The sequence below is a fragment of the Oerskovia jenensis genome, assembly GCF_016907235.1.
Classification (GTDB): Bacteria; Actinomycetota; Actinomycetes; order Actinomycetales; family Cellulomonadaceae; genus Oerskovia; species Oerskovia jenensis.
This window is the reverse complement of sequence record NZ_JAFBBO010000001.1, coordinates 421240-433747: the sequence shown is the minus strand read 5'-3', so window position 1 is coordinate 433747 and position 12508 is coordinate 421240. Positions and strand designations below refer to the sequence as shown.

Below are 12508 nucleotides of genomic sequence, written 5' to 3'. Positions count from 1 at the left end.
GTCACCCGCACGACGGACCGAGGTGTCCAGCGGCCGGGTGGTCGACGGTGAGTGTTCCCACGCGTGCCGTCGGCTACCCGGCCGGCTTCGGCCTCTTCGTCCCTCTCGGGACACCGATGCCCTCGTGAGCACCTCTCCCTCCCCGACGGGGTGGGGGAGGCCTTCACGAGGGCATCGTCATGTCCCGACGACGGCGGCGGCACGTGCTCGGTCGGCCGCGCGGCGCGGCGACCCGTCGTCAGGCCGATCGGTCGAGCACGTCGACCGCAGGCCGGGGCTCGCGGGGTCGGTCCAGGAACTCGTTGACCGACCGACGCTGGTCGTCGGGGGCCGGGAGCTGTTCGGCCAGCTCCACGACCCACCCCGAGAGCCTGCGCAACGGCACGTTGTGGTCGTTCGACGCGGCACGCAGCACGGTGAAGGCGCGGCTGGCGCTCACGTCGCACGTGAGGGCCAGGATGCCCTTCGCCTGCTCGATCGTGGCGCGATGCTCGGCGGCGGCGCGGATCTGCTCGCCCGCGAGGATCTCGGCCCGCTGGGCGAGGGTGCTCGTGAGGTCGGTGAAGTACCCCATGACCTCGACGACCTCGTGCGTGTCGCGGTCGCGCCGACCCTGTCCGACGAGGCACAGGGTCCGTTCACGGCCTCGGGCCGTCTCGATGCGGTGGACGCTCGAGAAGGGCATCGCGTCCTCGCCTGCGCGGCGGAGGACCTCCTCGACGGCAGCGCGGTCCTCGGGGTGGCGCAGTGCCAGGAAGATCTCCGTCGTCGGCGCGATCTCGTCCTGGTCGTAGCCGTGCAGGGCGAAGGTCTCGGACGACCACCACCAGCGTCCGGTGGCCAGGTCGTGCCGGAACCGCCCGACCGGACGAGCCTGCCCCGGGCCGCCCGGAGACTTCGGGGGGACAGCGCGCGCCCGGCGGGCGGGGGTGATGGTCATGGTGCAGCGACTCCTCGGGGTGCGTGCTCGTGTCGGCGTCGGCACCCCTTCGTGTCGGCACCCTCCACGCTCTCGCGTCGCGTGCCTGTGCGCCTCGACCGAAAGTCGATCTCTCTGTCCACCGGAGGTCGAGAGAGGGGGTGGGCAGGGAGTCCGGCAGTGCCGGACTCCGGTGCTTCTCGAGCTCGTCTCGTGCGTGGCGCACCGGGGACGTCGAGAGCCCTGAGCGCGCGAGCGCGTTCTCGTCGTGCGCGGCCTCGGCCGACCGCGCTCCCGGATGCCCGGCGATCCTCGTCCGATGGGCGATGGGCGATGGGCGATGGGCGATGGGCGATGGTCAGCGGGACGAGCGACCGGGAGATCTCCCGTGCCCTGACCGGCGAGCCCGCCAAGCACCTGTCGCGGCGCCCACGGTCGCGTGCCAGCGCTACCGGTGTCGGCGCGTGGAGCGTGCTCCTGCCGGGCGTGGTGACGTGGGCATTCTCTGCCGTGGTGCCGGTGGCCCTGGCCATGCTCTACGTTTCATGGAGCGACCAACGACGCACTCACTCGGGGGAGTACTTCACGTGACATCACATCTCAGGCGCCCGGTGCTGGCGCTGTGCTGGATCGCCATCGTGTGCGGTGCGATCTTGTTCGTCGCAGGTGCGTACACCGGCTACGTCGAGGGCGTCGAGGCCGACGAGGCCGGGACCGCCGGGCGGTTGATGCCTGCGGAGTTCTTCTCGTTCGTCCTCGGGCCGGTGATCGCGGTCGCCGGAGCGGTCGTCGCGGTACTGGTGCCCAGGGCGTCCAAGGTGTCGGTCGCATCCCACTGACCGATCAGACCGCTCACCCCTCCTGAGGCGGCTCGTGATCGCCCGTGCAGCGCGCTTCCTCCGGCCTCGGCCCGAGAAACGACGATACAGGTCAGGCAAGAACTGACTGCTCGTCCACTGCGCCCGCCGCTCGGGATCTTCTCCTTCGGCGAATGCTGCTGCCGACGTGAACTCCGGAGCGTGCCCCCACGGTGTGGTCGGGGTCAGCTGCTACAGCCGACGTGATAGCGCACCGTCGCCGAGCACAGACAGATGGTCGCCGAGCACAGACAGATGGTGGGAGGACCGCGTTGACGCGCGGTCCTCCCACCATGGGGTCACATCGCGACGATGTTCGTCGCTTGCGGGCCCTTGGGGCCCTGGGCGACGTCGAACGAGACGCTCTGGTTCTCCTCCAGCGAGCGGAACCCGCTCGAGGTGATCTCGCTGTAGTGGGCGAACACATCGCTGGTTCCGTCGGAGGGGGCGATGAACCCGAACCCCTTCTCAGCGTTGAACCACTTCACGGTGCCTGTAGCCATGGTGTCTTCTTTCGTTGATACGACCGGCTCACGACAGTGGGCCTGGATGCCGCGCCCCGCAGGGCGCCGACGGTGAGGGGCCGGTCCGGTAGGAACCGGCCGAGGGATCATGCGGCGGCGAGGAGGTGTCGCCCCACGTGGTCGAGCGCAGCGACGACACCCACCGGCCGCGTGTAGCGGTCGTGGACGTGGAAGCCGTCGGGAAGTCGGGTCACGAGCCCGGCATACTCGCCGTCCGCCGTGGCGACCCAGAGGTCGTCGTCGGCGCGGCGCAGTACGAGGTCTTGTCCCGATCCGCCCATGACAGCGGACGCTGCCCCGGGGGTGTCACAAGACTCAGGGCGTTCAAGGGTGGAAGAAAGGATGTTCTCTGCTTTCGCTCCGCACACGCTGGGCGGAGATCGTCGACGGTAGTCTGGGCTACCTGGCGCGCACGGCCTAGCTCCGATGCCGAAGACCGAAGATCGTCGCGGGCTGAACCCTGCGACGTGGGCGCTACCAGACGACAGTACACCACAGCCCCACGCGGACTCGGCGATACCGGACGACGTCGCGAAGGTGCCCGAGCTCTCGTCGGTCTGGAGAGCCTCGTATGGGCAGCGACCGTCGCACGCGCCTACCGCGCGATCACGCCGACAGACGAGCGAGCTCGGGTAGGTCGCGATGTGAGGCGACCGGGTGAACTGAGTGGGGGTACCCGGCGCCGCACAGCTCTCAGCGGTACGCAGTGGTGGCCGGGGGCCACCAACCCTCGTAGATGGCGTTTCTGGTGTCTGCGTGGAGAGTGTCCCAACGGCGAGCCCATGCGGCACGGATCTGTGTGGGCACCCAGGCACGGCCGCGCAGCTCGGGCGGGAGGAGGGGGTCGTCTCGTATGGCCCGTTCGAGTGCGTCCGCGAGCTGGAGCTTGCGGACGACGGCGGTGGTGGTGGGGTCTTCGCCGTCCTGCTGGAGGGCTGCGTCGACGGCCGCGTAGGCGGAGACGGTCGGGCGGTGAGGCCAGAGGAGCTCGGCGATCGCAAGCGGGTCGGTGATCCCTCGTACGTCGAGGTCGTCCGTGGTGGCGGTCGACAGGTACGGGCTCGCGTCCATGTGCAGGACGTCGACGAGGTGGTGAGGGCTCACGTAGAGGCCCGTCGATATCGCGACGGCGCCGAGGTCGCGGAGCTCGCGGCGCAGCGTGTCCCGCACCGTGCGCTCGCGTTCAGGGACGCTGACGGCGATGATGCGCCAGCGACCGTCCCACGGGGCGTCCCCAGCGTCTTGAGCGAAGGCGAGAGCCAGGCTCTGCCGATCGCGCTGCATACGGAGATGGCCCGCGCTGGTGAGGCTGAGGGTGCCCGCTCGCCCCCGCCCGTGCTGTGTGACGTCGCCGCCGGCGATGAGGCGTCGGATTGCCAGGCGCACCGGCTGGTCGGGGAGCCCCGCGAGATTGGCGGTGTCGTAGATGTCGGCCAGCAGCACTTCGCCGGAGGCCGGCAGGAACGCCTCGACAACGGTCCGCGGAGCGATCTGATGCGTCACTGGTCGACCGTGCGTTCCATCGTCGTGTAGCCGTCGAAGCCGTACACGGGCGAGAGCAAGCCGAGAGTCCCGCGGTCCACCGGCACGAAGCCTTGTCGCTCATAGAGGGCGCGCGCTCGCGGGTTGCCGTCGATCACCGAGAGCCGCACGGTGCGCGCTCCGTCCCGCCGGGCGCCCTCGGAGGCTGCGCCGAGCAGTGCTGTCCCGACGCCCAGGCCACGCGCGGCGCGGTCGACGCAGATGCCGTCGAGCACGAACGAGCCCGGGTGGGGTGACCGCGAGAGCAAGGACAGGACGAGGCTCGCGCGCAAGGCTGCTGGAACCGAGAGTGCCTGTCGCAGGCGGGACCATCTGAGGTCTGCCGCCCCGGCGCCGGCGTCGTAGAAGCCGCAGACCCCGATGACATCGTCACCCTGGCGTGCGACGAGCATCTGGTCGCGGCGCAGCGCAGCCCGGACGACTGCGACCCCGGTCTGCTCGTCGACGAAACCGGGCCGGAGCTTGCGCCCGAAGGCCTCCCAGTACAAGGAGGCGACACGGCCGCGCTCGTCTTCGGTGAAGCCTCGGCTGATCGTCACGTCGTCCATGACTCGAACCTATCGCATACGATACGAACGTGCGGAATAAGAACCCGAGGCGGTCTGTGCTCGCCCTCGCCCTCGCTCTCGTCGGCGTCGTCGCGCTGGTGACCAGCATCGCTCTCGTCGGCAACAGCTTTCGCTTCACCCAGAGGGCCGTCACGATCCCAGGTCTCGACGGAGACCTTGCGGGAGTCCTGACGCTGCCGGACGACGGAACCGCGCGAGGCCTCGTGGTGATGGTCCACGGTGACGGGCCGGTGGAAGCGACGCAGAACGGTCTCTACGCCCCATGGTTCGAGGCCGCAGCCGACGTCGGCTTCGCCACACTCTCGTGGAGCAAGCCTGGGACCGGTGGTTCGGACGGGGACTGGCTGGCACAGTCGATGGACGATCGAGCAGCAGAGGTCTCTGCGGCCCTCGACTGGGCCCAGGGCGACGACGACGTTCCGACCGACACAGTCGTGCTGTGGGGCGCGAGCCAGGCCGGCTGGGTACTCCCCAAGATCACCAGCGCTCGTGAGGACATCGACGGTGTCGTCGCCGTCGGGACGGCGATCAACTGGCTCCGGCAAGGCCGGTTCAACCTCCTCGCTCAGCTCGAGCACGACGCCGCGGGCCCGCAGGAGCGAGAGCTCGCCATAGCGGAGAGCGACCAGACGCGGGGACTTCTCGAACGCGGGGGGTCCTACGAGGAGTACCTCGCATCGACGAGCAGCCTCGATCCGATGACCGAAGAGCGCTGGGGCTTCGTCCAGCGCAATTTCGACGCCGACGCAACGGAAGACCTGATCGCCTCAGCCGCGCGTGCGATCCCCGTGCACCTCATGGCAGGCACGCACGACCGCAACGTCGACGTCGCGGAGACCGAAAGCACCTACCGTTCGATCTTTGGATCGTCGCTCACCGTCACTCTCGTCGACGGTGCACACTCCCTGGCCCGCCCACTCATGGAGGACAACGATCTTGTCGGCGTCCTCACCGGCATCATCTGGCCCCGAGCACTTCTCGCGCCCGGGACCACCAGCGACTATGGGGCCTTTCTCTCTGGGGTCGGGCGCTGACCCAGACCTGTGAACGACCACTCCCTCCCCGTCCAGCGCGCCTCTGCTCCGCCACCAGGAAGTGCGATGACCGGTCGGGACCGTCGTCGGTCGCGCGGTGCCCGACTACGCATCCGCCGCGCGACGCAGATAGCCATGGATGGGTCGTCGCCTCGTCGCCTCGGGGGCTGGCCCGGTCCGCGTCTCCTGGTCGTCTGGGGAACCTGTGCACGCGGACCACGATGACTGGGAGGAGCTCGTTCAGGTCAGCGTCACGCCCGTCGGCGGAGTGCTCGCAGTGCGCGGCTTCACGGAGTCGGCGGGCGCCCGCTGCACCCAGGCGGCGAGCTCGGGGGATCCTGGGCGCTCGGCGACGCGGCCCGGCACGGGCTGGCGTGTCGGCTCCCAGCCCGGCCCCTCCGCCTCGCGCCGCCGCTCCACGGCGGCAGCCTGGCCGTCCCAGATCCGGGTCAGGACGTTCCCCGTGCGCCGGGCGAGGATGGTCGTCATGAGGTGCACCGGTGAGACCGGTATCGGGCTCCCGGTGTCGAACCGGACCACGGGTCGGCCGGTGTAGATGAACGTCGGGTCGTGGTCGATCGACCATCCGCCACCTGCGAGGCGCAGGTACGTCTCCCCGATGTACCGCGTCGCACCGTCGACGAAGTCCGTGTCGTTCTCGTCGATGAACGCCTTCTTGTCGGGCCACCTGTCGAGGATGTACTGCTCGAGCGAGACGAGTGACTCCCGGGTGTACCCGCCGCTCCACTCCCGCGGGGTGATGAAGTCCTCGACCCGCGCCAGGCGCGGGTGCATCGCCTCGAGCCAGGACGCGAACAGTTCGCGCCGTTCGGGCGTCATCGAGATGTCCAGGTGGAACGGCGCGGAAGGCATGCGATCGAACCTACGGCGGGGCACTGACGGTGCTGCCGCACAGGTGACCGGCGACTCACGACAGCACACGCATCCGACCCCGTGAGCCTGACGATCCCGTCCTTCGCCGTCGGGGTGCTACGCCGCCGGCGCGAGCAGCTGTGCGAGAACGAACTCGACGCGGTGTTCGTCACCCGTAACGGAAACGGGGGCTTCGCCCACAGTCTCCGCCGTGCCCGGCGCGACATTCGCTCCCAGGCCGACCGGGAGTGGGTCGGGCTGCACACGTTCCGCACGACGGTCGCGACGATGATCGAGCGTGAGTTCGGTGCCGCCCGCGCTGTCACCGGCGACTCCGGCCGCCGAGCAGGTGTCATCACCGACCTGGGAGACGAGCCTGATGACCACACCCGGGCTGCAGCGAAGGTAGCGCCAGCCCGGCAGAGGAAGACCATCGGCGAAGGAGCGCGCATCGTGCGCAGGGACCCGCCGGTGTCGGCGAGCACCTCCTCACCGGAACCCCCTGCTGGGTGAGGGTGTGCTTCACGTCCGCCTCGCAAGGTGGTTGCCAGGGTTGCCGGTGGGCCCACTGGCCTGCGGACAAGATCATCCACCGCCTGCGGATACCGGTGCGTGGAGCGGGATGGCTGAGCGGGGCGTCGAGCCCCGGGATGAGCGGAGCGGCAGCGCGTCGTCGCGCGTCGTCTGCGGAGGGTGTTCGTCGCTGTCGAGACGACAACGGTGAGTAGCTGACCCGAGCCTGTTCTCGGCCCCGGAAACGACGATGCAGGCCAGGCGACGACGCTCTGACCTGCATCTGTGGGTGCCCCGGGTGGGATTCGAACCCACACTGGATCGGGTTTGAGCCGAACGCCTCTGCCGGTTGGGCTACCGGGGCACTGGCCGTCAGGGGTTCACGAGGAAACCGCTGCGGTGCGTGGACCATCGAACCACAGAACCGGGACGAAACGAGAATCACACCCGTGGCGCGGGGCGATCGAGGTGTTCTCCCACTACGATGAGGGACGTGAGTGACGACAACGCGCAGCCCGATGCCACGGCACCGCTCGACCTGCCCCCCCTGATCCAGCCTGAACCGAGCGCCGAGCCCGAGGCCCCCGCTGCGCCGTCGGGCGGTCGCCCTGCCCGCCGTGCCGTCGTCGCGGAGGACGAGGCACTGATCCGCATGGACGTCGTCGAGACGCTCCGCGAGGCGGGCTTCGACGTCGTGGGCGAGGCGGGCGACGGCGAGACCGCGGTCAAGCTCGCGCTCGAGCTCAAGCCCGACGTCGTCGTGATGGACGTCAAGATGCCCGAGCTCGACGGCATCTCGGCGGCCGAGCGCATCGGCAAGGCGCACGTCGCCCCCGTGGTTCTCCTGACGGCGTTCTCGCAGACCGAGCTGGTCGAGCGGGCCCGCGACGCCGGCGCCATGGCGTACGTCGTCAAGCCGTTCAGCCCCGCGGACCTGCTGCCCGCCGTGGAGATCGCGATCTCCCGCTACTCGCAGATCAGCGCGCTCGAGGCCGAGGTCGCGGACCTGGCCGAGCGGTTCGAGACCCGCAAGCGCGTCGACCGTGCCAAGGGTCTCCTCATGACCAAGATGGGGCTGTCCGAGCCCGAGTCGTTCCGCTGGATCCAGAAGACCTCGATGGACCGTCGTCTGACGATGCGAGAGGTCGCGGACGCCGTCATCGAGCAGGTCGGCGGCGCCTGATCCGGTGCGGCACGGCGTGAATCGGGTCGTGAACAGCCTCTTTGTTCGGGACGCTCAGGAAGGCTATCGTCATGGACAGGTGTCCAGGTCGATGAGTTCGACGATCCGGACTCCCACGAAGCATCAGTCGATCGATGACCGGGGGCGCTCGTCGGTGGCAGAAGGCTCTGCTGCCGCCGGGGTGCTCCGTGGTCGGAGGATCCTACGAGGAGGTTCCACGTGCGTGCAGCAGTAGTGGTCAGGCCTGCGGTCGGCGACGACCTCCCTGGTGTCGCTGCACTCTGCGCCGAGGCCCGACGCGAGTCCGCGGCCGGACCTCAGGTCTGCCTCTCGGACGAGTCCAAGCTGGTCCGCCAGCTCCGGGTCCTGCTGTCGGTCCCCGGCGGTACGGCGCTCGTGGCGTTCCACGACGACGTCCCGGTCGGTTTCCTCCTCGCCCGCGTGCTCGACCCGCACCTCTTCAACGACGAGCCGAGCCTGTACATCGAGGCGCTGTACGTGTCGCAGGACGCGCGGCGCCGCGGGGTGGGGCACGCACTGCTCACGGCCACCGCCGACCTCGCGGCCGAGCACGGCGCGATCGACGTGTTCTCGGTGCCGATCCCGGGGTCGCGGGGCGTGCAGCGCTTCCTCGCGCGGCTCGGTTTCGCGCCGGCCGCGGGCCACCGCGTCGTCTCGACGTCGGTGCTCCAGCGCCGCCTGGCCGCCGACTCGGGCACCCTGCGCCGGGGCGCACGCAGCCTCGAGGACCTCATCGCGCGTCGGCGCAAGGCGCGGACCGACGGCCAGACGGGTCCTGTCGACCTCCGGGCCTTCCAGGACGACTACCGTCGTGAGGCTGCCGCAGGTCTCGACGCGCCGCTCGTGAGCGAGCCCGCGGTCCGCTGACCACGTCGCACGCGAAGGGCCCGGCTCGTTCCTCGAGCCGGGCCCTTCGTCGTCGGACCCTCGGGTCAGGTCAGGGCGCGACGGCGCCGCCTCCTGACGGGTGGACCGGGGGCACCAGGGCTCCCGGACCGCTGCGTGGGATCGTGCGGTGCGTCAGCGCCCGTCGAGCACCATGCAGGTCAGGCGTGCGGTGCACACGCGCCGCCTCTCGTCGTCGACCACGACGATCTCGTAGCTCGCGGTGGTCCGTCCCAGGTGCAGCGCCGTGGCGACACCGTGCACCGAGCCCGAGCGCACGCCGCGGTGGTGTGTGGCGTTGATCTCGATGCCCACGGCAGCGCGCCCCTCGCCCGCGTGGATCTGGGCCGCGATCGACCCCAGGGTCTCGGCGAGCACGACCGAGGCGCCGCCGTGCAGCAGGCCCGCCGGCTGGGTGTTGCCGACGACCGGCATGCTGCCGGCGACGCGGTCCGGGGCGACGTCGTCGAGCGTGATGCCCATGCGCTCGATGAGGGTGCCCACGGTGCTCGCGCGCAGCGCTGCGAGTGCTGAGTCGTCGGGGGAGGTGGTCGGGCTCTCGGCTCCGTGCGTGTCAGTCATAGCGGATAGGTTTGCACTCGTGACCACCACTGCGCGACCTCGCCTCCTGCTGATCGACGGACACTCGATGGCCTACCGGGCCTACTTCGCCCTGCCGGTCGAGAAGTTCTCGACGACCACCGGTCAGTCGACCAACGCCGTCTACGGGTTCGTCTCGATGCTGACGAACCTGCTGCGGGACGAGAAGCCGACGCACGTCGCGGTCGCGTTCGACGCGGGGCGCGCGTCGTTCCGCACCGAGGTCCTGCCGTCGTACAAGGGCACGCGCGACGCGAGCCCCGAGCCCTTCAAGGGCCAGGTCCCGCTCATCAAGGACATCCTCGCGACGCTCAACATCCCCGTCCTGCAGAAGGAGAACTTCGAGGCGGACGACATCTTCGCGACCCTCGCGACCCAGGCCGCGGCCGTGGGCATGGAGGTCCTGATCTGCTCGGGGGACCGCGACTCGTTCCAGCTCGTCCGCGAGGACGTGACGGTGCTCTACCCCAAGGTCGGGGTCTCGACGCTCGCGCGCATGACGCCGGACGCCGTGCTGGAGAAGTACGGCGTCCCGCCCGAGCGTTACCCGGACCTCGCGGCCCTGGTGGGGGAGACGAGCGACAACCTGCCGGGCATCCCGGGCGTGGGCCCCAAGACGGCCGCCAAGTGGATCAACGCGTACGACGGTCTGGACGGCGTGCTCGCCTCGGCCGACAAGATCACGGGCAAGGCGGGGGAGAACCTGCGGGCCAACCTCGACCAGGTCCGCCTCAACCGGCAGCTCAACGCGCTGCTCACGGACATGGAGCTCCCGCTCGGTCCGGACGACCTGCTGGCTCAGCCGTGGGACCGCGAGGCCATGCACCGCGTGTTCGACGCCCTGGAGTTCACGGCCCTGCGCGAGCGTCTGTTCGCGCTCGCCCCGGAGGGGGAGGAGGACGTCGAGGAGGGCTTCGACGTCTCGCTCGCGGAGCTCGGCCAGGGGGAGCTCGGCGCGTGGCTCACGGCGCGCAAGGAGCGCCCGGTGGGGCTCGTGGTCGCGGGCAAGGCCGCCCCGGTGGGCGGTGACGCGTGGTCGCTCGCGGTGGCGGACGACGGCGCCGCGGCCGTCGCCGTGGACCTCGCCGACGTCGCGGTCGTCGACGAGCAGGCCCTGTCGGCATGGCTCGCGGACGCCGACGCGCCCAAGGTGGTCCACGGCGCCAAGGCGACCTGGCACGAGCTCGCCGCCCGCGGTTTCGACCTGCAGGGCGTCGTGTTCGACACCGAGCTCGCGGCCTACCTGTGCCACCCCGACCAGCGGGGCTACGACCTGGGTGACCTCGCGATCCGGCACCTCAAGCGCGAGCTGCGCGTCGAGGAGGTCGACGAGCCCCAGGGTGCGCTCGACCTCTCGCTCGACGGCTCGGGCGAGGACAAGCGGGACGCCGTGCGGGCGACCGGCGTCCTCGACCTCTCGGAGGTCCTGGTGGGTGAGCTGCGCGATCGCGGCGCGGACCACCTGCTCAAGGACCTCGAGCTCCCGCTCGTCGACGTGCTCGCCCGCATGGAGGCGCGCGGCATCGCCGCCGACGTCGAGTACCTCACCGAGCTCGAGAAGCACTTCGGCGAGCTCGTGGCGACCGCCGCCTCCGAGGCCTACGACGTGATCGGTCGCGAGGTGAACCTGGGCTCGCCCAAGCAGCTCCAGGAGGTCCTGTTCGACCAGCTGGGCATGCCCAAGACCAAGAAGATCAAGACCGGCTACACCACGGACGCCGCGGCCCTCGCGGACCTGTTCGCCAAGACCGGCCACCCGTTCCTCGAGCACCTGCTCGCGCACCGCGACGCCACGCGCCTGCGCCAGACGGTCGAGGGCCTGCTCAAGTCGGTCGCCGCGGACGGTCGCATCCACACGACGTTCCAGCAGACCATCGCGGCGACCGGGCGACTGAGCTCGACGGACCCGAACCTGCAGAACATCCCCATCCGCACCGAGGCGGGCCGGCGGATCCGTCGCGCGTTCGTGGTCGGGGAGGGCTACGAGACGCTGCTGACCGCGGACTACAGCCAGATCGAGATGCGCATCATGGCGCACCTGTCGGGCGACGAGGGCCTCATCGCCGCGTTCCGGTCGGGCGAGGACCTGCACAGCTACGTCGGGTCGCGCGTGTTCGACGTCCCGACCGACGAGGTCACCCCGGCCATGCGCTCCAAGATCAAGGCGATGTCCTACGGCCTGGCCTACGGGCTGTCCTCGTTCGGCCTCTCGCAGCAGCTCAACATCTCGGTGGGTGAGGCCGCGGGCCTCATGGAGGACTACTTCCAGCGCTTCGGCGGCGTGCGCGACTACCTCACGGGAGTCGTCGACGAGGCGCGGGTCACGGGCTACACCGCCACGATCCTGGGGCGCCGTCGCTACCTGCCGGACCTCACGAGCGACAATCGTCAGCGCCGCGACATGGCCGAGCGCATGGCGCTCAACGCCCCCATCCAGGGCAGCGCCGCCGACATCATCAAGGTCGCGATGCTGGGCGTCCAGCGTGCGATCGACGCCCAGGACCTGCGTTCTCGCCTGCTGCTCCAGGTTCACGACGAGCTCGTGGTCGAGGTCGCACCGGGGGAGCGGGACACCGTCGAGGAGCTGCTGCGTCGGGAGATGGGTGCGGCTGCGGAGCTCTCGGTGCCGCTCGACGTCTCGGTGGGTGCAGGACGCACCTGGCACGACGCGGGCCACTGACGTCCGGTCGGCCGTCGGGAGGTGCGATCGCTCGCCCGACGGTCGACGAGGGGCTTGCGGCCGGGAGTCAGGACCGGGCGAACCGTGAGCCGCCGTACCTCTTGTGCACGGCTTGGCGGCTGACCCCGAGGATCGTCGCGATGGCCGCCCAGGAGATGCCCCGGGCCCGGGCCCGGCGGACCACGAGGGACTCGCGCCGGTCGGTCTCGTGCCGTAGCTCGCGGAGCGCCGCGAGAGCGCGCAGCGGGTCGTCGTCCTCGGCGGCGTGGACGAGAGTCGTCATGTCGGGCTCCTTCATCGGGTGTCCT

The 12508-nt window shown here is 70.3% G+C and carries 15 protein-coding genes and 1 tRNA gene; 7 read left to right on the top strand and 9 right to left on the bottom strand.

Annotation, left to right across the window (positions count from 1 at the left end; all coding sequences use genetic code 11):
* Positions 1-238 precede the first annotated feature (238 nt).
* Complete coding sequence (locus JOD49_RS02010; RefSeq protein ID WP_205305758.1) at positions 239-940, bottom strand: PAS and ANTAR domain-containing protein; 702 nt, start codon at positions 938-940, stop codon at positions 239-241.
* A 333-nt stretch (positions 941-1273) separates the two neighbouring features.
* On the opposite strand from JOD49_RS02010, the gene JOD49_RS02005 reads away from it, so the two are divergent.
* A complete protein-coding gene (locus tag JOD49_RS02005) occupies positions 1274-1510 on the top strand; it encodes a hypothetical protein (protein WP_205305757.1) in 237 nt (78 codons plus the stop codon).
* Positions 1507-1758, top strand: a complete 252-nt coding sequence (locus tag JOD49_RS02000; protein WP_205305756.1) for a hypothetical protein — start codon at positions 1507-1509, stop codon at positions 1756-1758. The genes JOD49_RS02005 and JOD49_RS02000 overlap by 4 nt, the downstream gene beginning before the upstream one ends.
* Before the next feature lie 317 nt (positions 1759-2075).
* On the opposite strand, the gene JOD49_RS01995 is transcribed toward JOD49_RS02000, so the two are convergent.
* The 4 genes from JOD49_RS01995 to JOD49_RS01980 all read right to left on the bottom strand — a co-directional run bounded on the left by JOD49_RS01995 (position 2076) and on the right by JOD49_RS01980 (position 4390).
* Complete coding sequence (locus JOD49_RS01995; protein ID WP_205305755.1) at positions 2076-2279, bottom strand: cold-shock protein; 204 nt, start codon at positions 2277-2279, stop codon at positions 2076-2078.
* 107 nt (positions 2280-2386) lie between these two features.
* The gene (locus tag JOD49_RS01990; RefSeq protein ID WP_205305754.1) at positions 2387-2581 is read right to left on the bottom strand and encodes a hypothetical protein; all 195 of its coding nucleotides are present in this window, start codon (positions 2579-2581) and stop codon (positions 2387-2389) included.
* 412 nt (positions 2582-2993) lie between these two features.
* On the bottom strand, positions 2994-3803 hold the full coding sequence (locus tag JOD49_RS01985; RefSeq protein WP_205305753.1) for a PaaX family transcriptional regulator: 810 nt from the start codon (positions 3801-3803) through the stop codon (positions 2994-2996).
* The gene (locus JOD49_RS01980; protein ID WP_205305752.1) at positions 3800-4390 is read right to left on the bottom strand and encodes a GNAT family N-acetyltransferase; all 591 of its coding nucleotides are present in this window, start codon (positions 4388-4390) and stop codon (positions 3800-3802) included. The genes JOD49_RS01985 and JOD49_RS01980 overlap by 4 nt, the downstream gene beginning before the upstream one ends.
* 29 nt (positions 4391-4419) lie before the next feature.
* Here JOD49_RS01980 and JOD49_RS01975 point away from each other — a divergent pair, with 29 nt between their 5' ends.
* The gene (locus JOD49_RS01975; RefSeq protein WP_307822317.1) at positions 4420-5445 is read left to right on the top strand and encodes an alpha/beta hydrolase family protein; all 1026 of its coding nucleotides are present in this window, start codon (positions 4420-4422) and stop codon (positions 5443-5445) included.
* Positions 5446-5685: 240 nt separating this feature from the next.
* On the opposite strand, the gene JOD49_RS01970 is transcribed toward JOD49_RS01975, so the two are convergent.
* Positions 5686-6318: a hypothetical protein gene (locus JOD49_RS01970; RefSeq protein WP_205305751.1), complete on the bottom strand. Its 633-nt coding sequence runs from the start codon at positions 6316-6318 to the stop codon at positions 5686-5688.
* 81 nt (positions 6319-6399) lie between these two features.
* Here JOD49_RS01970 and JOD49_RS01965 point away from each other — a divergent pair, with 81 nt between their 5' ends.
* Positions 6400-6831, top strand: a complete 432-nt coding sequence (locus tag JOD49_RS01965; RefSeq protein WP_205305750.1) for a site-specific integrase — start codon at positions 6400-6402, stop codon at positions 6829-6831.
* A gap of 290 nt (positions 6832-7121) precedes the next feature.
* Here the strand turns inward: JOD49_RS01965 and JOD49_RS01960 are convergent.
* Positions 7122-7195, bottom strand: a tRNA-Leu gene (locus JOD49_RS01960).
* 120 nt (positions 7196-7315) lie between these two features.
* Between JOD49_RS01960 and JOD49_RS01955 the strand changes: the two genes are divergently transcribed.
* Together JOD49_RS01955 and JOD49_RS01950 are read left to right on the top strand one after the other, a co-directional pair.
* On the top strand, positions 7316-8014 hold the full coding sequence (locus tag JOD49_RS01955) for an ANTAR domain-containing response regulator (RefSeq protein ID WP_205305749.1): 699 nt from the start codon (positions 7316-7318) through the stop codon (positions 8012-8014).
* A 219-nt stretch (positions 8015-8233) separates the two neighbouring features.
* Positions 8234-8902 (top strand): GNAT family N-acetyltransferase, encoded by a 669-nt coding sequence (locus tag JOD49_RS01950; RefSeq protein WP_138824537.1) that lies wholly within the window; start codon positions 8234-8236, stop codon positions 8900-8902.
* Between the two features lie 153 nt (positions 8903-9055).
* On the opposite strand, the gene JOD49_RS01945 is transcribed toward JOD49_RS01950, so the two are convergent.
* Complete coding sequence (locus JOD49_RS01945; RefSeq protein ID WP_205305748.1) at positions 9056-9502, bottom strand: hotdog fold thioesterase; 447 nt, start codon at positions 9500-9502, stop codon at positions 9056-9058.
* On the opposite strand from JOD49_RS01945, the gene polA reads away from it, so the two are divergent.
* Positions 9396-12200, top strand: coding sequence for a DNA polymerase I (gene polA / locus JOD49_RS01940; protein ID WP_372441186.1), 2805 nt, complete (start codon positions 9396-9398; stop codon positions 12198-12200). The two genes, JOD49_RS01945 and polA, sit on opposite strands and share 107 nt — an antisense overlap.
* A 67-nt stretch (positions 12201-12267) precedes the next feature.
* On the opposite strand, the gene JOD49_RS01935 is transcribed toward polA, so the two are convergent.
* Positions 12268-12483 carry a hypothetical protein gene (locus JOD49_RS01935; protein WP_239525121.1) on the bottom strand — a complete coding sequence of 72 codons (216 nt, stop codon included), beginning with the start codon at positions 12481-12483 and terminating at the stop codon, positions 12268-12270.
* Positions 12484-12508: the final 25 nt, after the last annotated feature.